The organism is Klebsiella sp. I138, from assembly GCF_051131765.1.
Lineage (GTDB): Bacteria > Pseudomonadota > Gammaproteobacteria > Enterobacterales > Enterobacteriaceae > Klebsiella.
Window position 1 is genome coordinate 3,289,296 of sequence record NZ_CP180447.1, and the last position, 19,750, is coordinate 3,309,045.

Here is a 19,750-nt window from a genome sequence, read left to right on the forward strand (position 1 = left end):
GACCTGCCATCCAGTAATATAGCGCCCTTTCCATTCCTGGACCCAATCTTGATCTCTCTCTGACTTATCTGGAGATGATCAACTATTGCCTGCAATTTAAGAACACAAGAGCTGAACATATATGCCTTTTACACTTGGTCAACGCTGGATTAGCGACACAGAGAGCGAACTGGGATTAGGGACGGTAGTTGCGCTGGATGCGCGTATGGTGACCCTGCTTTTCCCCGCCATCGGCGAAAACCGTCTGTACGCACGCAATGATTCCCCGATCACCCGCGTGATGTTTAACCCGGGTGATACCATCACCAGCCATGAAGGCTGGCAGCTCCAGGTTGACGAAGTTAATGAAGAGAACGGCCTGCTGGCCTATACCGGCACCCGCCTCGATACCGAAGAAGCCAACGTCACGCTGCGCGAAGTGTTACTCGACAGCAAGCTGGTCTTCAGCAAACCACAGGACCGCCTGTTCGCCGGACAGATCGACAGGATGGACCGTTTTGCGCTGCGCTACCGCGCGCGTAAATACCAGAGTGAGCAGTACCGGATGCCGTGGAGCGGCCTGCGTGGACAGCGCGCCAGCCTGATCCCCCACCAGTTGCATATCGCGCATGATGTCGGCCGTCGCCACGCGCCGCGCGTCCTGCTGGCGGATGAAGTAGGTCTGGGTAAAACCATTGAAGCCGGGATGATCCTGCATCAACAGCTGCTCGCCGGCGCCGCCGAACGCGTGCTGATCATCGTCCCGGAAACCCTGCAACATCAGTGGCTGGTCGAAATGCTGCGCCGCTTCAACCTGCGCTTCTCGCTGTTCGACGATGAACGTTATGCCGAAGCCCAGCACGACGCCTACAACCCGTTTGAGACCGAACAGCTGGTTATCTGCTCGCTGGATTTCGTCCGCCGCAGTAAGCAGCGTCTTGAGCACCTGTGCGACGCCGAATGGGATTTGATGGTCGTCGATGAAGCGCACCATCTGGTGTGGAGCGAAGAGGCACCGAGCCGCGAATATCAGGCGATTGAACAACTGGCCGAACGCGTGCCGGGCGTGCTGCTGCTGACCGCAACGCCGGAGCAGCTGGGTATGGAAAGCCACTTTGCCCGCCTGCGCCTGCTGGACCCAAATCGCTTCCACGACTTCGAACAGTTCGTTGAAGAACAGCAGAATTATCGCCCGGTGGCCGATGCCGTTGCCCTGCTGCTGGCCGGCAACACGCTGAACGATACCGAGCTGAATACCCTTGGCGATCTGATCGGCGAGCAGGATATCGAACCGCTGCTGCAGGCTGCCAACAGCGATCGCGACGACGCGCAGGCCGCACGCCAGGAGCTGGTCTCGATGCTGATGGACCGCCACGGTACCAGCCGCGTCCTGTTCCGTAACACTCGTAACGGCGTCAAAGGCTTCCCGAAACGCGAACTGCATACGATTCGTCTGCCGCTGCCGACTCAGTACCAGACGGCGATTAAAGTCTCCGGCATTATGGGTGCCCGCAAAACCGCGGAAGAACGCGCGCGCGACATGCTTTATCCGGAGCAGATTTATCAGGAATTTGAAGGTGATACCGGTACCTGGTGGAACTTCGACCCGCGCGTAGACTGGCTGATGGGCTATCTGACCAGCCACCGCTCGCAGAAAGTGCTGGTGATCTGCGCGAAAGCGACCACCGCCCTTCAGCTGGAGCAGGTTTTGCGCGAGCGCGAAGGGATCCGGGCGGCGGTCTTCCATGAAGGCATGTCAATCATCGAGCGCGACCGTGCCGCCGCATGGTTTGCCGAAGAAGATACCGGCGCCCAGGTGCTGCTGTGTTCAGAAATTGGCTCCGAAGGCCGTAACTTCCAGTTTGCCAGCAACCTGGTGATGTTCGACCTGCCGTTCAACCCGGATCTGCTGGAACAGCGTATCGGCCGACTCGACCGTATTGGCCAGGCCCATGATATTCAGATCCACGTGCCGTATCTGGAAAGAACCGCCCAGTCCGTGCTGGTTCGCTGGTATCACGAAGGCCTGGATGCGTTTGAGCATACCTGCCCGACCGGCCGCACCGTTTATGACAGCGTGCATAACGAACTGATTAACTATCTTGCCGCCCCGGAAACCACTGAGGGCTTCGATGAGCTGATCAAAATCTGTCGCCAGCAGCACGATGCGCTGAAAGCGCAGCTGGAACAGGGTCGCGACCGCCTGCTGGAGATTCACTCCAACGGCGGCGAAAAGGCGCAGCAGCTTGCCGAGAGCATTGAAGAGCAGGATGACGATACCAACCTGATCGCCTTCGCCATGAACCTGTTCGATATTGTCGGGATCAACCAGGACGATCGCGGTGAAAACCTGATCGTACTCACCCCCTCCGACCATATGCTGGTTCCGGACTTCCCGGGCCTGCCGGAAGACGGCTGCACCATTACCTTTGAGCGTGATGTCGCTCTGTCCCGCGAAGACGCCCAGTTCGTCACCTGGGAGCATCCGCTGATTATCAACGGCCTGGATCTGATCCTCTCCGGCGATACCGGCAGCAGTACTCTCTCTCTGCTGAAGAACAAGGCGCTGCCGGTCGGGACGCTGCTGCTGGAGCTGGTTTACGTAGTCGAAGCGCAGGCGCCGAAGCAGCTGCAGCTTAACCGCTTCCTGCCAGCGACTCCGGTGCGCATGCTGCTGGATAAAAACGGCAATAACCTCGCCGGACAGGTGGAGTTTGAAAGCTTTAACCGTCAGCTGAGCGCCGTCAACCGTCATACCGGTAGTAAACTGGTTAATGCGGTGCAGCAGGACGTCCACGCCATCCTGCAGCTCGGCGAAGCGCAGGTTGCTAAAGCCGCGCAGACGCTGATCGATGCCGCCCGCCAGGAAGCCAACGACAAACTGTCGGCGGAGCTGTCTCGCCTGGAAGCGTTAAAAGCCGTTAACCCGAACATTCGTGACGACGAGCTTTCCGCTATCGAGAGCAACCGTCAGCAGGTGATGGATGCGCTGGCGCAGGCAGGCTGGCGTCTCGATGCGCTGCGCTTAATCGTGGTCACCCACCAGTAACGGAACGCAAATATGGCGATGGAAAACTACAATCCGCCACAGGATCCCTGGCTGGTTATCCTCTATCAGGATGAGCACATTATGGTGGTCAACAAGCCGAGCGGCTTGTTGTCCGTACCGGGGAGACTGGAGGAGCATAAAGACAGCGTGATGACGCGTGTCCAGCGCGACTTCCCGCAGGCCGAGTCGGTACACCGGCTGGATATGGCGACCAGCGGCGTGATTGTGGTGGCGCTGACGAAAGCGGCGGAACGCGAGCTGAAACGTCAGTTTCGCGAGCGTGAGCCGAAGAAGCAGTACGTCGCCCGCGTGTGGGGGCATCCGGAGAAAGCGGAAGGGCTGGTGGATTTGCCGCTAATCTGTGACTGGCCGAACCGGCCGAAGCAGAAAGTATGCTATGAAACCGGCAAAGCGGCGCAGACCGAGTATGAAGTGCTGGAGTATGCGGACGATAACAGCGCTCGCGTACGGCTGAAGCCGATTACCGGACGTTCGCATCAGCTGCGTGTGCATATGCTGGCGCTGGGCCACCCGATTCTTGGCGATCGCTTTTATGCCACGTCTGAGGCGCTGGCCATGGCGCCGCGGCTGCTGCTGCACGCTGAAACGCTGACCATCACCCATCCGGCTTTCGGCAACGCGATGACCTTCCGCGCCCCCGTCGATTTCTGAACACCGATTAATCTGTAGCCCCGGAAAGCATCGCGCGACCGGGGTTGTGGCCCCGGATGATGCCGACAGCGGCTTATCCGGGCTACATATTCACGCTATCATCCGTTAATCGCGGGAAAACCACGCATCAATCATCTGCTCAACGTGAGCAGCAACTTCGGCGGCATCATGGCGATGCTGGCGCTCACAGGTCTGCGCTGCATCATCGCACAGCAGGCAACGACCCGCGCTTTCATCCTGCATCAGCTGCCCTTGCTGCGGGCAAATCACCTCGATATTCCACAAGCGGCCAAGCGGATGAGTCTGTACCAGCTCCGTGCATAGCGCGTTGACGTCACTCGCAGAATGCTCAACGCACCACAACGCTTCCGGCCCGGTTGGCAACCACAGCACCTGACGGTCCAGCGTTTTCCAGCGGCGCTTCCATAGCAGTTGGTCGCAGGCCTGCAGCGCTACGCCCATCATATTGCGATAGCGAATGCTGTCTTTTACCGCGCCCGGCGTCACCAACGTGAGTGAAATAACCGGTTGCTGATAATGGCCCAGCCAGTCGGCCTGGCGGGCTGCACGCTGCTCTTTCGCCGCCAGCTCGGTTTCTACGCTGGCGCCCGCACGGGCGGGAGTATCCACAGACATTAATTCCTCTCCTTCACTTAATAAAATGACGGCGGCAAAGCCACCGTCGCGATAGCGGATTACGGTGCTGATTGTATCGCTAAACGAACAGAATTTAGGACACAGGACAAAGAAATTTTCTTCGTCCCGTGGAGGAAAATGGCAGTTTTTCCTGTTAGCGCAGAGCTAAATCACGCCAGGAAATGACTGAGGAACAGCAGGCCCAGCGAAACATTAATTGCGCCGCCAATACGGGTGGCGATTTGGGCGAACGGCATCAGGTTCATGCGGTTACCGGACGTCAGGATCGCCACGTCGCCGGTGCCGCCCTGGCCACTCTGGCAGCAAGAGACAATCGCCACATCAATCGGGTGCATGCCAATCTTTTTACCGACGAAAAAGCCGGTCGCCACCAGCGCCGAGACCGTACTGACAATCACCAGCAGATTGTCGATGGTGAAGGCGTTCACCAGCTCCTGCCACGGGGTAATCGCCACGCCAACGGCAAACAGAATCGGGTAGGTCACCGCCGTACGGAAGAATTTGTAGGCCATCTGCGACCCTTCCTGCAGTCGCGGCGAGACGCCGTTGACCAGCTTAAGCAGCACTGCCAGAAACAGCATCCCTACCGGTGCCGGTAAGCCCGTCAATTTCTGACCCAGCATTCCCAGCATATACAGCAGCACCGCCAGCAGGGCGCCGGAGGCCAGCGTCGTCACGTCGGTCTTGCCACCGGATGTCTCACTCTCATCCGCACGCTGCGTTTCATTGCTACGGTTTGGCATCAGCTGCCCTTCCCCGGTCAGATGCGGGAAGCGTTTACCCAGCTGATTCAGGCCGCCAGAGATAACAATCGCCGTCAGGCTGCCCAACATCACCATCGGCAATACGCGACCTAGCGCGACGCCCTGATCCATATGCATCAGTGCGGCATAGCCGATGGAGAGCGGAATGGCCCCTTCTCCGACGCCACCGGCCATAATCGGCAGGACGATAAAGAAGAACACCTGGAACGGCTCCAGCCCGAGAGCGGTACCGACGCCAACGCCGACCAGCATCCCGACAATCTCACCGCACACCATCGGGAAGAAGATGCGCAGAAAGCCCTGAATCAGAGTGGTGCGGTTCATGCTCATGATGCTGCCGACGATAATGCAGCAGATATAGAGATAAAGAATATTGGTCGATTTGTAGAATTTGGTCGTGGATTCCACCACCACGTCCGGCAGCAGGCCGTAATGCACCAGCGCAGAAGGAATAAAGGTGGCGCAGATCGCCGCCGCGCCCAGCTTACCGAGGATCGGCAGGCGCTTGCCAAACTCACCGCAGGCAAAACCGAAAAATGCCAGCGTCGCAACCATGACCACGATATCGCTCGGCAGCTTTCCGCCCAGGCAATCAAGGGCGATTAATCCCCCGGCCAACAGAAACAGAGGCAGCGGGATAATCCCGACTTTCATATTGTCCATCACGTGCCACCAGCGTTGTTTCAACGTGGCTTTTGGTGAGTCGATGGGATCGAGGGTCGCAGAGAATGCATTGTCTGTGGTGCTCATAGGTTTTGCCCTTTAGTTATTATTCATTTTTGAGATTAGGGGGCCTGACGCGGACTTAATGTGAAGCATGACGAATTAGAAATGAAGTTTTAATGGTTTTTATGGTTTCTATTCGCCAGAGTGATATCCCTCTGATTTATTAGCGTGGTTTTTAAGGTTTTTATCGTCATGCCAGGGCGGAGCGCCTCGACATATGCATCGGCAACGCCTTGTCACCGCCGAGCACAGCAGGCCCAGAGGGGTTGGTTGCCCTGCAGCGATAGCGACTGACGGGCTGTCAGGCGAAATAATCGACGCCCGGAGCCATCTTGATAAATTATCGCCGGTAGATGATGCTGGTTTCTCATCGCCTGCGGCAACGATCGCCACGTTTCCGCCTAACCCATGCCAGCACAGGAATAAATGTTACCGTGCCGGCAGCGTAGAGACGTTGCACACGACTTATGAAGGTTTCCTTTCAATTTAAGCTGTTTATTTCACTGGTCGCCTTTTTCTCGGTATTGTTCGCACTACTGGGGGTCTATTACTACATCGATGCCAGCCATCAGCTTTATCAGGAAATGAGTACCCGCGCCAAAATACAGGCTGAAGAGATCGCGCTGATGCCGGATTTACGCCAGCAGGTTATCGAGGAAGATCCGCAGTCGCTGAAATCCTTTATGCAAAAAATCGCCGCCCGCAGCGACGCGAGTTTTATTGTTATTGGCGATGCCCGCGGCGTGCATCTGTTCCACTCCGTCCACCCGGAATGGGTCGGTACCCGGCTGGTAGGCGGCGATAATCAGGCGGTACTGGAAGGGAAAAGCATCACTACCATTCGTAAAGGAGGGCTCGGGGTGTCGCTGCGGAGTAAGGCGCCTGTCGTCGATGATGCAGGCCGGGTCGTGGGTATCGTTTCCGTGGGCTACCTGACCAGCTATCTTGATAGCATCACCGTGGAAAAAGTCATCAATATCTTTGTCGCCGCCGTGCTGCTGCTGATCGCGCTGTTTATTTTCTCCTGGTATTTTACCCGCAGTATTAAAAAGCAGATTTTTTCACTGGAACCGCGAGAAATCGGCCTGCTGGTGCGCCAGCAGAAGGCGATGATGGAATCGATCTATGAGGGGGTTATCGTCATTGATAATCTCCGTCGCATCGAGGTGATCAATCATGCCGCACGCAGCCTGCTGGGGCTGAGTCAGCCCGCACGCCTGCTGCGCGGCAGATCTATTGATAGCGTGATTGTTCCGCAACCCTTTTTCGCCAGCGGCGAAATGCTGGAAAACGATACCCATGATGAGCTGTGCCGCTTCAACCAGCTAACCGTACTCGCCAGCCGGGTGCGTATTATGCTGGAGGACTCGCTACAGGGCTGGGTGATTACTTTCCGCGATCGCGATGAAATCAACTCTCTCAGCGCCCAGCTAAGCCAGGTTAAACGCTATGTTGATAACCTGCGCATTATGCGACATGAGCAGTTGAACCGGATGACGACACTCTCCGGCCTGCTGCATATGGGCCACTATGACGAAGCAATTCGCTATATTCAGGCCCAGTCGGAGCATGCCCAGGAGCTGCTGGACTTTATTTCCTCCCGCTTCAGCTCACCGACGCTCTGCGGACTACTGCTGGGTAAGGCCGCCCGCGCCCGCGAAAAAGGCGTGGTACTGAGTTTCGATCCCGCGTGTCAGCTCGACAGGCCGCTGCCTTCATTAATAGAATCAGAACTGATTTCGATTATTGGCAACCTGCTGGATAACGCGATTGAAGCCACGCAGCGCGCCGAGCTGCCGCACGAGCCGGTTGAAGTGCTGATTCAGCTGAATGCCCGCGAGCTCATGATTGAAGTTGCCGACCGCGGCGTCGGCATTGACCCGGCCATCCGCGACCATATCTTTGAACGCGGCATCACCACCAAAACCCGTGGCGATCACGGCATCGGCCTGTATCTTATTGAACATTATGTGACCCAGGCCGGCGGCACCATTGAGGTCGCCGATAACTCACCGCGCGGCGCGATCTTTACGCTGTTTATCCCCGCCGACGGCCCCGCCCACTCCCGACACGAGGCGAACTATGCATCATGACCTGGTCGATGTCTTGATCATCGAAGATGAAAGCGAACTGGCGCGGCTGCATGCCGAGCTGATTCAGAAACATCCGCGCATGCGGCTGGCCGGAATGGCCGCCTCCCTCACCCAGGCGCGACAGATGCTCAATAGCCAACCGCCGCAGCTGATACTGCTTGATAACTATTTACCCGACGGGAAAGGGGTCACATTGATGACGGACCCGATTCTGGCGGAAGCGAACTGTTCGGTGATTTTTATTACCGCCGCCAGCGATATGGAAACCTGCAGTCAGGCGATTCGCAACGGCGCCTTCGACTACATTCTTAAACCCGTCTCCTGGAAGCGCCTGAGCCAGTCACTGGAGCGTTTCATCCAGTTTTACGATCAGCAGCGAGAATGGAAAATCGTCGATCAGCAAAACGTTGATTCTCTCTATCAGCTGCAGGCGAAGAACTATCGTGCCGACAGCGGCAGTAAAGGAATCGAGGAGAAAACGCTGGCGCTGGTGCAGAACCTGTTCAACGGGCGGGAAGATCATAGCTTTTCAGTGGATGACGTGGTGAACGATGCCGGGTTAAGTAAAACCACCGCCCGCCGCTATCTGGAACACTGCGTGGAAATCGGTTTTCTGGACGTTGAGATGTTGTACGGAAAGATTGGCCATCCGCGACGGATGTACCGCCGCGCCCAAAGCGCATCATAAGGCCTCTCCCGATGGGGAGAGGCCAACGGCTTAAAACCCACGCTGTTCTTTAATCAGCTCCCAGGCCTTCTGAATATCCTGCGCTTTCTGCTTCGCCATCTCCATCATTTCTGGCGGTAATCCTTTTGCCACCAGCTTATCCGGATGGTGCTCGCTCATCAGCTTGCGATAGGCGCGCTTCACGGTAGCGGCATCATCGGTGGGCTTCACGCCCAGCACGTTGCACGCATCCTCCAGCGTGGGCCCACGCTGCGCCTGCTGCCAGCCGGCGTTTCCGCCACCCTGCCCGTAAGAGCCCTGCTGAGAACCGCCGCCAAACTGGGCGCCGCCCTGCATCATCCGCAGGAACTGTTCGAACTGAGCGCGGGAAATGCCCAGCTCATCGGCTATGACAAACAGAACTTCTCGTTCATTAGGATGCAATTCGCCATCGGCGAAGGCCGCCTGCAGCTGAATTTCCAGAAACATCCGAATCAAATCGAAGCGGCCGAAACAGACGCTGCGCAGCTGACGCATTTTTTCGCGCAGCGGGTAATCGTCTGATTTCCCGGTACGAAACGCCTGCTGAGCTGCCGTACGCGATTCTCCGTGCAAATTCATGCGATCCATCAGAATGTTAGCAACGTGAATATCGGCTTCGGTGACGCGACCTTTGGATTTGGTCAGATGCCCCATCACCTCAAAGGTGGTGGAGAAAAATAGCGCCTGCCGCTCTTGCTGATTAGCAAACACGTTGATGCGCCGGCGTCGCGCACGGTCAAATATATGGCCGACCAATAAACCCAGCACCACGCCCCAAAAGCCCGCCCCCATTAATAGCGCGACCGCAACCCCAATTATTTTTCCCAAATACTGCATAGACTCCCCAATCTTTACGCCGCCAGTTAAGCTATATATGACCGCACGTTACAAAGCACTGACGCTTCGGTCAATTGTGGGACATAGCCTATATTTTGCTTTATCATACTCGTCATTCTACACGGTGCCTAACGCTCGGGATTCAAACCGGCAGGATTAACACTAGCGCGATGAAGATGAGTACGTTAGGCTCTGACCGTTTGCAAGCCGCTGCCACAAGATGACGGAACAACAAATACAACGTATGAAAAAACGTATTCCCAGCCTCCTGGCCACCATGATCGCCAGCGCCTTGTATAGCCAACAAGGCCTCGCCGCCGATCTCGCCACGCAATGTATGCTTGGCGTTCCAAGCTATAATCGTCCCCTCGTTGAAGGTCAAACCAACGAGCTGCCGGTGACGATCAATGCCGATCATGCGAAGGGCAATTATCCTGATAACGCCGTATTTACCGGTAATGTCGATATTAACCAGGGTAATAGCCGTCTCCAGGCGGATGAGGTCCAGCTTCATCAGCAGCAGGCTGCTGGCCAGCCTCAACCCGTTCGTACGGTTGATGCGCTCGGCAACGTTCACTATGACGATAATCAGGTTATTCTGAAAGGGCCGAAAGGCTGGTCAAACCTGAACACCAAAGATACGAATATCTGGCAGGGCGATTATCAGATGGTGGGTCGCCAGGGCCGCGGTACCGCCGATCTCATGAAGCAGCGGGGCGAAAACCGCTACACCATTCTGGAAAATGGCAGTTTTACCTCCTGTCTGCCGGGCTCTGACACCTGGAGCGTCGTCGGCAGCGAAGTGATCCACGACCGCGAAGAGCAGGTTGCGGAAATCTGGAACGCCCGCTTCAAACTCGGCTCGGTCCCCATTTTTTATAGTCCCTACCTGCAGCTGCCGGTGGGCGACAAACGTCGTTCAGGCTTCCTGATCCCTAACGCCAAATACAGCACCAAAAATGGCGTAGAGTTTTCGCTTCCGTATTACTGGAATATTGCCCCGAACTTCGACGCCACCCTGACGCCGCACTACATGAGCAAGCGTGGCGGCGTGATGTGGGAAAACGAATTCCGCTATCTGACAAAAGCGGGTGCGGGCCTGTTCGAATTTGACTACCTGCCGTCCGATAAAATTTACGAAGACGAGCACTCCAGCGACAGCAACAGCCGCCGTTGGCTGTTCTACTGGAACCATTCTGGTGTTATTGACCAGGTATGGCGCCTGAACGCTGACTACACCAAAGTCAGCGATGCGGACTATTTTAACGATTTCAGTTCTAAATACGGTTCCAGTACCGACGGTTACGCTACGCAAAAATTCAGTGCCGGCTACGTCAACCAGAACTTCGACGCCACCGTGTCGACTAAACAGTTCCAGGTCTTCAACCGCGAATCGAGCAATTCATACGCCGCTCAGCCGCAGCTGGACGTCAATTATTACCAGAACGATGTGGGTCCGTTTGATACCCACCTGTATGCTCAGGCAGTACACTTCGTCAACAGCAACGGCAACATGCCGGAAGCCACCCGCGTTCACTTTGAACCGACGATCGCTCTGCCGCTGTCTAACGGCTGGGGCAGTATTAATACCGAAGCCAAGCTGCTGGCAACCCACTACCAGCAGAGTAACCTCGATAATTACAACGCTGCTAACGGCACGGACTATAAAGAGTCCGTTAACCGCGTCATGCCGCAGTTTAAAGTCGACGGTAAAATGGTCTTCGAGCGCGACATGCAGGAGGGGTACACCCAAACCCTGGAACCGCGCATGCAGTATCTGTATATCCCATATCGCGACCAGAGCCAAATTGGTTCCTATGACTCCACGCTGCTGCAGTCAGACTACAGCGGCCTGTTCCGCGACCGTACCTACAGCGGCCTGGACCGTATAGCATCCGCGAACCAGCTCACCACCGGCGTGACCTCTCGCGTATATGATTCCGCCGCCGTTGAACGTTTTAATATTTCCGTTGGTCAAATCTATTATTTCACCGAGTCCCGGACCGGTGATGACAACATCAACTGGGAGAATAACGACACAACGGGTTCACTGGTATGGGCCGGCGATACTTACTGGCGCATCGCCGATAACTGGGGTTTACGCGGAGGCATTCAGTACGACACACGTCTGGATAACGTCGCAACCGGTAACGGCACCGTGGAATACCGTCGCGATGAAAACCGCTTAATACAGCTTAACTATCGTTATGCCAGCCCGGAATACATTCAGGCAACGCTGCCGTCGTATTCCACCGCTGAGCAGTACAAAAATGGTATTTCTCAGGTGGGCATGACCGCCAGCTGGCCGGTTGTCGATCGCTGGTCCGTGGTCGGTGCATACTACTTTGACACCAATACCAGAAAGAGCGCCGACCAGATGTTAGGGGTCCAGTATAACTCTTGCTGCTACGCAATTCGCCTCGGCTATGAACGTAAGATCAACGGTTGGGATAGCAACGGCAACGGTGAGAGCAAATACGATAATACCTTTGGCATCAACATTGAGCTACGTGGCCTGAGCTCCAACTACGGTCTCGGCACTCAGCAGATGCTGCGTTCGAACATTTTACCGTACCAGAACTCCCTGTGATGTGGCTGGTTTAAAACGTAATCCGCATTTGCGGTTAATTGAAATGGAAAAAGTATGAAGAACTGGAAAACGCTGCTTCTCGGTATCGCCATGATCGCGAATACCAGTTTCGCTGCCCCACAGGTTGTCGATAAAGTAGCGGCTGTCGTCAATAATGGCGTTGTTCTTGAAAGCGACGTCGATGGCTTATTGCAATCGGTTAAGCTGAATGCTGGCCAGGCCGGTCAACAGCTGCCGGATGACGCGACCTTACGTCATCAGATCCTCGAAAGACTGATCATGGACCAGATTGTTCTGCAGATGGGCCAGAAGATGGGCGTGAAAGTCACTGACGATCAGGTCGATCAGGCCATTGCCAACATCGCGAAACAAAACAACATGACCATGGATCAGATGCGCAGCCGTCTGGCCTACGATGGGCTTAACTACAACACCTATCGTAATCAGATTCGTAAAGAGATGCTGATTTCCGAAGTGCGCAACAACGAAGTGCGTCGTCGCATTACCGTGCTGCCACAGGAAGTCGAATCTCTGGCGAAACAGATTGGCAATCAGAACGATGCCAGCACCGAGCTGAACCTGAGCCACATCCTGATTCCGCTGTCAGAAAACCCGACCTCCGACGATGTTGCACAAGCGCAGCAACAGGCTAACGCCATCGTTGAACAGGCACGCAGCGGTGCTGACTTCGGTAAACTGGCTATCACCTACTCTGCCGACCAGCAGGCGCTGAAAGGCGGCCAGATGGGCTGGGGACGAATTCAGGAGCTGCCGGGGATCTTCGCCCAGGCGCTGAGCACAGCGAAGAAAGGCGATATTATCGGCCCGATTCGTTCTGGCGTCGGCTTCCATATCCTGAAAGTGAACGATATGCGCGGCGAGAGTAAAAACATCTCCGTCACCGAAGTTCACGCGCGTCATATTTTGCTGAAGCCGTCACCGATTATGAACGACGATCAGGCGCGAGCTAAGCTGGAGCAGATCGCAGCGGATATTAAGAGTGGAAAAACCACCTTCGCCAAAGCGGCGAAAGATTTCTCTGAAGATCCGGGCTCGGCAAACCAGGGGGGTGATTTAGGCTGGGCAACGCCTGATATCTTCGACCCGGCATTCCGCGATGCGCTGATGCGCCTGAATAAAGGCCAGACCAGCGCTCCGGTTCACTCCTCCTTCGGCTGGCACCTGATTGAACTGCTGGACAGCCGTCAGGTAGACAGGACCGATGCTGCGCAAAAAGACCGCGCGTACCGGATGCTGATGAACCGTAAGTTCTCTGAAGAAGCGGCAACCTGGATGCAGGAACAACGCGCCAGCGCTTACGTCAAGATTCTGAGCAACTAATACAACGGCCTCATACACAACGGCACTCAGGGTGTATTGAGGCGGCAGGCCGCCGGGTCCCGGGCAACTCACGATGTGAGCGGGGCTCGCCGGCCCTGCCAACAAAAAGACGTCCTGAAGGATGAAGTGTATGAATCGAGTTGTTATCACCCCCGGTGAACCCGCCGGAATTGGCCCCGACCTTGTCGTGCAGCTTGCGCAGCGCGACTGGCCGGTAGAGCTGGTGGTTTGCGCCGATGGCGCACTGTTATCTGACCGAGCCCGACAGCTCGGTCTTCCTTTATCTCTCCTGCCCTATGACGCTTCTCTTCCCGCTGCTGTGCAGCGCGCCGGTACTCTGACGCTCCTCCCCGTCCCGCTGAACGCGCCAGTTGAACCTGGTGTGCTGAGCGTACGCAACGGAAGCTATGTGGTTGAGACGCTGGCTCGCGCCTGCGACGGCTGCCTGAACGGCGAATTTGCCGCATTAATTACCGGGCCGGTGCATAAGGGCAATATCAACGACGCCGGGATCGCCTTTACCGGCCATACCGAGTTCTTTGAAGAACGCGCTCACGCCAGCAAAGTCGTGATGATGCTGGCAACGGAAGAGCTGCGCGTCGCCCTGGCGACCACTCATCTGCCGCTAAAAGCGATCAGCGACGCAATAACCCCCGATCTGCTGCGCGAAGTCATAACGATTCTGGACCACGATCTGCGTCATAAATTTGGCATCGCCCAGCCGCACGTGCTGGTCTGCGGCCTGAACCCGCACGCCGGGGAAGGCGGGCATATGGGGATGGAAGAGATCGATACGATTATTCCGGTACTGGAGGAGATGCGCGCCCGGGGCATGAATTTGAGCGGCCCACTACCGGCGGATACCCTTTTCCAGCCCAAATATCTCGACAATGCCGATGCAGTACTCGCGATGTACCACGATCAGGGCCTTCCCGTGCTAAAATACCAGGGCTTTGGCCGCGGCGTGAATATTACGCTCGGTTTACCTTTTATTCGAACCTCCGTTGACCACGGTACCGCGCTTGAACTGGCGGGCCAGGGGAAAGCGGATGTCGGCAGTTTTATCACGGCGCTTAATCTCGCCATCAAAATGATTGTTAATACGCAATGAATAATCGAGTCCATCAGGGCCACTTAGCCCGTAAACGCTTCGGGCAAAACTTTCTCAACGATCAGTTCGTGATCGACAGCATTGTCTCGGCCATTAACCCTCAGAAAGGGCAGGCGATTGTCGAGATCGGTCCGGGCCTGGCAGCGCTGACCGAGCCGGTCGGTGAACGCCTGGACGAACTCACCGTTATCGAGCTGGACCGCGATCTGGCTGCTCGTCTGCAAACGCACCCGTTCCTGGGGCCGAAGCTGACTATTTATCAGCAAGACGCCATGACCATGAACTTCGGCGAGCTGTCGCAGAAGATGGGTCAACCGCTGCGCGTGTTCGGCAACCTGCCGTACAACATCTCTACGCCGCTGATGTTCCATCTGTTCAGCTATACTGATGCCATTGCCGACATGCACTTTATGTTGCAAAAAGAGGTCGTCAATCGCCTGGTTGCCGGACCGAACAGCAAGGCGTATGGTCGACTGAGCGTCATGGCACAATATTACTGCCAGATTATCCCGGTACTCGAAGTCCCGCCGAGCGCCTTTACGCCGCCGCCTAAAGTGGATTCCGCCGTCGTGCGTCTGGTGCCTTATCGCACGCTACCGCATCCGGTGAAAGAAGTTCGCGTACTGAGCCGAATCACGACAGAGGCTTTCAACCAGCGTCGGAAAACGATTCGTAACAGCCTTGGCAACCTGTTCAGCGTTGACGTGCTGACCGAGCTGGGCATCGACCCGGCGAAACGTGCAGAGAATATTTCCGTGGCGCAGTATTGCCAGCTGGCTAACTGGCTGACTGACAACTCGCCCACCAAGGAGAGCTAAACCATGATTAATTCGCCTCGAGTTTGCGTGCAGGTGCAAAGCGTCTATATCGAATCGCAGTCTTCCCCGGAAGAAGAGCGCTACGTTTTCGCTTATACCGTGACGATTCGCAATCTGGGGCGGACTCAGGTTCAGCTTCTTGGCCGCTACTGGCTTATCACCAACGGCCACGGTCGTGAGACTGAAGTTCAGGGTGAAGGGGTTGTCGGCGAACAGCCGCATATTCCCGCAGGCGGTGAATTCCAGTACACCAGCGGGGCCGTCATTGAAACGCCGCTGGGCACCATGCAGGGACATTATGAAATGATCGACGTGAACGGTGCGCCGTTCGCGATCGATATCCCTGTTTTCCGTCTCGCAGTACCAACGCTCATTCACTAAAACAATGTCTACATACCTTATTGGCGACGTTCACGGTTGCTACGATGAACTGATCGCGTTATTAAAGCAGGTGGCGTTTACCCCTGGGACCGATACGCTGTGGCTCACGGGCGATCTTGTCGCCCGCGGCCCGGGTTCGCTGGAGGTTTTACGCTACGTAAAATCCCTTGGCGATAATGTACGCCTCGTCCTTGGCAATCACGATTTGCACCTGCTGGCCGTCTTCGCCGGCATCAGTCGCAACAAGCCCAAAGATCGTCTGAAATCACTGCTCGAAGCGCCGGATGCTGACGAGTTGCTCAACTGGCTGCGCCGCCAGCCGTTGATGCAGATTGATGAAGAGAAAAAACTGGTGATGGCCCATGCGGGTATCACGCCGCAGTGGGATCTGGAAACAGCAAAACAGTGCGCGCACGATGTTGAAGCCGTGCTCGCCAGCGACTCCTATCCGTTCTTCCTCGACGCGATGTATGGCGATATGCCCAATAACTGGAGCAACGAGCTCAGCGGTCTTGCCCGTCTGCGCTTTATCTCCAACGCTTTTACCCGCATGCGCTACTGCTTCCCGAACGGGCAGCTGGATATGTATGCCAAAGAAGCGCCGGAAAATGCCCCTGCGCCATTAAAACCGTGGTTTGCCATTCCCGGCCCGGTGGCCCGTGAATACAGCATTATTTTTGGTCATTGGGCTTCGCTGGAAGGTCGCGGTACGCCAGAAGGGATCTATGCCCTCGATACGGGCTGCTGCTGGGGTGGGGATCTTACCTGCCTGCGCTGGGAAGACAAACAGTACTTTACGCAGCCCTCAAACCGTCAGAAAGATCCTGACGAAGGTGAAGCGGCGGCCTCATAAAAAAAATCCCGGATAGCGATACGCTTTATCCGGGATTTTTTCTTGCCCCGGCCAGCGTCATGCGCTGCCCGGATTGCCATTAGCGACGTTCGAGAACCTCGAAGCAGTAGCTATGCGAGTTCTGTTCATCGGCGTCATGGAATTCACTGAATACCGACTCCCACTGATCTGGATCGTAGTCAGGGAAATGGGTATCCCCTTCCACTTCAGCATCAATGTGCGTCAGATACAGCTTCTGAGCTTTCGGCAGAAACTGCTCATAGACGCGTCCGCCGCCAATGACCATCATCTCTTCAACGTCGCCGCACGCGGCAATCGCTTCATCCACCGATTTTACCCACTGGACGCGATCGTCAGTGCCAGGCTGGCTGCTGATAACGATATTCTTACGCCCTGGCAGCGGTCGGCCAATAGACTCCCAGGTCAGACGCCCCATCACAACCGGCTTGTTTAACGTATTACGTTTAAACCAGGCGAGATCGGCAGGCAGGTTCCATGGCATGGCGTTTTCCATACCAATGACGCGATCTACCGCTAACGCCGCAATCAGACTGATCATTGAATAATTCCCGAATGCAAAAAATTGCCGCCACTATACGTAAAGCGTAATACTTCGTCGACTGCACGGAGAGTAAAGAATAAGAAAATTTTCTGATTTGCTGGCGGGCCCACGTAAGCCACGTGAGCCGCCAGAAGAGGATTCAAATTGAAAACAAAATGTTAACTGTAAACAAAACGTAACGGCTGGCCCGCTCGTCAGGAAGAAGGCTTACTCTCTGGTTCATCGGCGATATCCCCGGTATGCCTGCCCTCTTCGGTTCCCTGCCAGCCATGACGCTGCACCAACGACAGATGATTACGATCCTCGTTGATAATCCCGGTCAGCATGTCACTGGTTCGCTTGAACACCGCCACGCGAGACGCCGCATCGTTTTCAGCCATCGCCACCATCTCTTCCACCATTTTCTGGTTGAAGCGACGGAACAGATCGGCGCGCTCGCGCGCTTCGTATGCTCCCAGCCCCAATGCCTCCAGCGCCATTCGCCCTGATTTCAGCGCCGCTTCGAAGGTTTCACGTTCCGGAGCATCCACGCCGGCCTGACGCAGCTGGATATAGTGGTCCACATCGCGGGCGCGGGAGATAATCTGCAAATGCGGGAAATGCTCTTTAACCAGCTCAACCAGCTGCAGGCTGGCCTGCGGATCGTCGATAGCGTTAATCAGTACCTCCGCTTTTGCCGCCCCCGCCGACTCCAGCAGATCCGCGCGCGTGGCATCGCCATAGAACACCTTCATATCAAACTTACGCAGCGTATCCACATGGTCAGGATCGTGATCGAGGATCACCATCTTCACACCGCCGGAGAGCAGTACACGACCTGCAATCTGTCCGTAACGACCAAAGCCGGCGATGATCACTCGCGGCTGCTCTTCATCAATCTCATCGGCTTCGCGCTCCTGGCCGCTGGAAGATTTCTCCAGACGGGTCAGCAGCACCAGCAGGATCGGCGTCGCCGCCATCGACAGCGCAACCGCCAGAGTCAGCGCTTTTGCCCATTCACTATCCAGTACATCAGCCATCTGCGCCGCGCCGAATACCACAAAGGCAAACTCACTCCCCTGCCCCAGCAGCACGGCAAACCAGCGGCGCTGCGCACGAGGAACGCCCAGCGGCTTCGCAATCAGCCACAGCATTGCGCCTTTGATAACCAAAAAACCGACCAGTAAAATCAGAATGCGCAGTGGATGACTCATCAGGGTACCGAAATCAATCGACATCCCGACGCCAATAAAGAACAACCCAAGCAGCAGCCCCTTAAACGGCTCGATATCGCTTTCCAGCGCGTGACGATATTCCGAGCTCGCCAGCAGGACTCCCGCCAGGAAGGCGCCCATCGCCATCGACAATCCGACCTCCTCCAGCAACAGGCCAAAGCCGAAGACCAGGAACAGGGCCACGGCGCTGAAGACTTCACGCAGACCAGAACGGGCTACGAAGCGCAGCACCGGACGGGTCACATAGCGCCCCAGAGCTACCACCAGGGCCAGCGCGCCTGCTACCTTGAGTGCCGACAGGGCAAATGCGCCCAGCGTCGTTGAGCCGCCGCTGGCGGCCAGCAGCGGGATCATCGCCACCAGCGGGATCGCCGCGATATCCTGAAACAACAGGACGGCAAACGCGCTCCGTCCCATCTGCGAGACCGTCAGGTTGCGTTCGTTCATTGCCTGCATGGCGATCGCCGTCGACGACAGCGCCAGCGTCATGCCAATAAGCTCCGCCACCTGCCAGCGCATCCCCAGCAGCATGCAGAACAGGCCAATCAGCACGCCGCACACCACCATCTGTAGCGCACCGCCGCCGAATACCGACGCGCGTAACTTCCACAAGCGCTGCGGGTCAAGCTCCAGACCAATCACAAACAGCATCAGAACCACGCCAATTTCGGCAAAGTGTAAAATCGCCTCAGCGTCGGTGACCAGCCTCAGGCCCCACGGCCCGATAATGCACCCGGCGATCAGATAGCCGAGCACCGACCCCAGCCCCAGACGCACGGCAATCGGCACAATCAGGGCGGCAGATCCCAGATAAATCAGCGCCTGTATTAGCGTATGGCTATCCATGGTGTGCCTCCTGCCATTCAATTAAGCGTTGTCGATAGCGGCGCGCCTGCGCCTGAAGGGTTTCATCGTCGCAGATAAACGTGCAGTGCATGGCAAAGGGCGGCAGCCACGTCATCCCGCAGTACAGTCCGGTGGCCTGTAGCGGCTGAGAGAGCACATCGAACCCGGGAAATGCGCCGATATCAAAGTGGCTCTCGCCGCCGCCGGTGGTCACCGCCCACATCAGCGATTTGCCGCGCAGCGCGATGCCGTTATGCCCGTAGGCCCAGCCGTGCGACAGCACCTTATCCATCCACAGTTTCATCAGCGGCGGCACACTGTACCACTGCATCGGATGCTGCCAGATAATCAGATCGGCCCGTGCCAGCGCCGCCTGTTCGGCGGCGACGTCGATATTAAAATCGGGGTAAAGTTGATAGAGGGAGCGTATTTCTACGCCATCCAGCGTCCTTGCCTGCTCAAGCATCCGCTTATTCGCATGCGAGTGATGCGGATAGGGATGGGCGTAAATTATCAGAATCATTGATTAGCCTGCGTTAACTCTCGTT

Annotated in this window: 16 protein-coding genes; 10 read left to right on the plus strand and 6 right to left on the minus strand. The window is 56.3% G+C overall.

What is annotated here, in order from left to right:
• Nucleotides 1-121 precede the first annotated feature (121 nt).
• Together rapA and rluA are read left to right on the plus strand one after the other, a co-directional pair.
• Entirely contained in the window at nt 122-3,028 is a 2,907-nt protein-coding gene (gene rapA / locus ACMYSK_RS15320; RefSeq protein ID WP_434636549.1) for an RNA polymerase-associated protein RapA, read from the plus strand.
• Between the two features lie 12 nt (nt 3,029-3,040).
• Complete coding sequence (gene rluA, locus ACMYSK_RS15325) at nt 3,041-3,700, plus strand: bifunctional tRNA pseudouridine(32) synthase/23S rRNA pseudouridine(746) synthase RluA (RefSeq protein ID WP_434636552.1); 660 nt, start codon at nt 3,041-3,043, stop codon at nt 3,698-3,700.
• A 105-nt stretch (nt 3,701-3,805) separates the two neighbouring features.
• On the opposite strand, the gene citX is transcribed toward rluA, so the two are convergent.
• A complete protein-coding gene (gene citX / locus ACMYSK_RS15330) occupies nt 3,806-4,336 on the minus strand; it encodes a citrate lyase holo-[acyl-carrier protein] synthase (RefSeq protein ID WP_434636554.1) in 531 nt (176 codons plus the stop codon).
• 170 nt (nt 4,337-4,506) lie between these two features.
• Complete coding sequence (locus ACMYSK_RS15335; protein ID WP_434636555.1) at nt 4,507-5,871, minus strand: 2-hydroxycarboxylate transporter family protein; 1,365 nt, start codon at nt 5,869-5,871, stop codon at nt 4,507-4,509.
• 443 nt (nt 5,872-6,314) lie between these two features.
• Here ACMYSK_RS15335 and ACMYSK_RS15340 point away from each other — a divergent pair, with 443 nt between their 5' ends.
• Nucleotides 6,315-7,940: an ATP-binding protein gene (locus ACMYSK_RS15340; RefSeq protein ID WP_434636558.1), complete on the plus strand. Its 1,626-nt coding sequence runs from the start codon at nt 6,315-6,317 to the stop codon at nt 7,938-7,940.
• Nucleotides 7,930-8,628 carry a response regulator gene (locus tag ACMYSK_RS15345; protein WP_434636560.1) on the plus strand — a complete coding sequence of 233 codons (699 nt, stop codon included), beginning with the start codon at nt 7,930-7,932 and terminating at the stop codon, nt 8,626-8,628. The genes ACMYSK_RS15340 and ACMYSK_RS15345 overlap by 11 nt, the downstream gene beginning before the upstream one ends.
• 30 nt (nt 8,629-8,658) lie before the next feature.
• Here the strand turns inward: ACMYSK_RS15345 and djlA are convergent, their stop codons facing one another.
• The gene (gene djlA, locus ACMYSK_RS15350; RefSeq protein ID WP_434636561.1) at nt 8,659-9,486 is read right to left on the minus strand and encodes a co-chaperone DjlA; all 828 of its coding nucleotides are present in this window, start codon (nt 9,484-9,486) and stop codon (nt 8,659-8,661) included.
• 244 nt (nt 9,487-9,730) lie between these two features.
• Between djlA and lptD the strand changes: the two genes are divergently transcribed.
• The 6 genes from lptD to apaH all read left to right on the plus strand — a co-directional run bounded on the left by lptD (nt 9,731) and on the right by apaH (nt 16,580).
• Nucleotides 9,731-12,076 carry an LPS assembly protein LptD gene (gene lptD / locus ACMYSK_RS15355; protein WP_434636563.1) on the plus strand — a complete coding sequence of 782 codons (2,346 nt, stop codon included), beginning with the start codon at nt 9,731-9,733 and terminating at the stop codon, nt 12,074-12,076.
• A gap of 54 nt (nt 12,077-12,130) precedes the next feature.
• Nucleotides 12,131-13,417, plus strand: a complete 1,287-nt coding sequence (gene surA / locus ACMYSK_RS15360; RefSeq protein ID WP_434636565.1) for a peptidylprolyl isomerase SurA — start codon at nt 12,131-12,133, stop codon at nt 13,415-13,417.
• A 121-nt stretch (nt 13,418-13,538) separates the two neighbouring features.
• Nucleotides 13,539-14,528, plus strand: a complete 990-nt coding sequence (gene pdxA, locus ACMYSK_RS15365; RefSeq protein WP_434636566.1) for a 4-hydroxythreonine-4-phosphate dehydrogenase PdxA — start codon at nt 13,539-13,541, stop codon at nt 14,526-14,528.
• Nucleotides 14,525-15,346 (plus strand): 16S rRNA (adenine(1518)-N(6)/adenine(1519)-N(6))-dimethyltransferase RsmA, encoded by an 822-nt coding sequence (gene rsmA / locus ACMYSK_RS15370; RefSeq protein ID WP_434636567.1) that lies wholly within the window; start codon nt 14,525-14,527, stop codon nt 15,344-15,346. Before pdxA ends, rsmA begins: the two co-directional genes overlap by 4 nt.
• A gap of 3 nt (nt 15,347-15,349) precedes the next feature.
• On the plus strand, nt 15,350-15,727 hold the full coding sequence (gene apaG, locus ACMYSK_RS15375; protein ID WP_434636569.1) for a Co2+/Mg2+ efflux protein ApaG: 378 nt from the start codon (nt 15,350-15,352) through the stop codon (nt 15,725-15,727).
• Between the two features lie 4 nt (nt 15,728-15,731).
• On the plus strand, nt 15,732-16,580 hold the full coding sequence (apaH, locus tag ACMYSK_RS15380; RefSeq protein WP_434636571.1) for a bis(5'-nucleosyl)-tetraphosphatase (symmetrical) ApaH: 849 nt from the start codon (nt 15,732-15,734) through the stop codon (nt 16,578-16,580).
• Between the two features lie 79 nt (nt 16,581-16,659).
• Here apaH and folA read toward each other — a convergent pair whose 3' ends face one another.
• The 3 genes from folA to kefF all read right to left on the minus strand — a co-directional run bounded on the left by folA (nt 16,660) and on the right by kefF (nt 19,725).
• The gene (gene folA / locus ACMYSK_RS15385; RefSeq protein WP_434636573.1) at nt 16,660-17,139 is read right to left on the minus strand and encodes a type 3 dihydrofolate reductase; all 480 of its coding nucleotides are present in this window, start codon (nt 17,137-17,139) and stop codon (nt 16,660-16,662) included.
• A gap of 197 nt (nt 17,140-17,336) precedes the next feature.
• The gene (gene kefC / locus ACMYSK_RS15390) at nt 17,337-19,202 is read right to left on the minus strand and encodes a glutathione-regulated potassium-efflux system protein KefC (protein WP_434636574.1); all 1,866 of its coding nucleotides are present in this window, start codon (nt 19,200-19,202) and stop codon (nt 17,337-17,339) included.
• A complete protein-coding gene (kefF, locus tag ACMYSK_RS15395; RefSeq protein WP_434636576.1) occupies nt 19,195-19,725 on the minus strand; it encodes a glutathione-regulated potassium-efflux system oxidoreductase KefF in 531 nt (176 codons plus the stop codon). The genes kefC and kefF overlap by 8 nt, the downstream gene beginning before the upstream one ends.
• Nucleotides 19,726-19,750: the final 25 nt, after the last annotated feature.

Bases quoted from the DNA above. Each gene is read 5' to 3' on its own strand.
- rapA (WP_434636549.1), top strand. From the start codon at position 122: ATGCCTTTTACACTTGGTCAACGCTGGATTAGCGACACAGAGAGCGAA.
- apaH (WP_434636571.1), top strand. From the start codon at position 15,732: ATGTCTACATACCTTATTGGCGACGTTCACGGTTGCTACGATGAACTG.
- ACMYSK_RS15340 (WP_434636558.1), top strand. From the start codon at position 6,315: ATGAAGGTTTCCTTTCAATTTAAGCTGTTTATTTCACTGGTCGCCTTT.
- apaG (WP_434636569.1), top strand. From the start codon at position 15,350: ATGATTAATTCGCCTCGAGTTTGCGTGCAGGTGCAAAGCGTCTATATC.
- citX (WP_434636554.1), bottom strand. From the start codon at position 4,336: ATGTCTGTGGATACTCCCGCCCGTGCGGGCGCCAGCGTAGAAACCGAG.
- rsmA (WP_434636567.1), top strand. From the start codon at position 14,525: ATGAATAATCGAGTCCATCAGGGCCACTTAGCCCGTAAACGCTTCGGG.
- djlA (WP_434636561.1), bottom strand. From the start codon at position 9,486: ATGCAGTATTTGGGAAAAATAATTGGGGTTGCGGTCGCGCTATTAATG.
- kefC (WP_434636574.1), bottom strand. From the start codon at position 19,202: ATGGATAGCCATACGCTAATACAGGCGCTGATTTATCTGGGATCTGCC.
- rluA (WP_434636552.1), top strand. From the start codon at position 3,041: ATGGCGATGGAAAACTACAATCCGCCACAGGATCCCTGGCTGGTTATC.
- folA (WP_434636573.1), bottom strand. From the start codon at position 17,139: ATGATCAGTCTGATTGCGGCGTTAGCGGTAGATCGCGTCATTGGTATG.
- kefF (WP_434636576.1), bottom strand. From the start codon at position 19,725: ATGATTCTGATAATTTACGCCCATCCCTATCCGCATCACTCGCATGCG.
- ACMYSK_RS15335 (WP_434636555.1), bottom strand. From the start codon at position 5,871: ATGAGCACCACAGACAATGCATTCTCTGCGACCCTCGATCCCATCGAC.
- ACMYSK_RS15345 (WP_434636560.1), top strand. From the start codon at position 7,930: ATGCATCATGACCTGGTCGATGTCTTGATCATCGAAGATGAAAGCGAA.
- surA (WP_434636565.1), top strand. From the start codon at position 12,131: ATGAAGAACTGGAAAACGCTGCTTCTCGGTATCGCCATGATCGCGAAT.
- pdxA (WP_434636566.1), top strand. From the start codon at position 13,539: ATGAAGTGTATGAATCGAGTTGTTATCACCCCCGGTGAACCCGCCGGA.
- lptD (WP_434636563.1), top strand. From the start codon at position 9,731: ATGAAAAAACGTATTCCCAGCCTCCTGGCCACCATGATCGCCAGCGCC.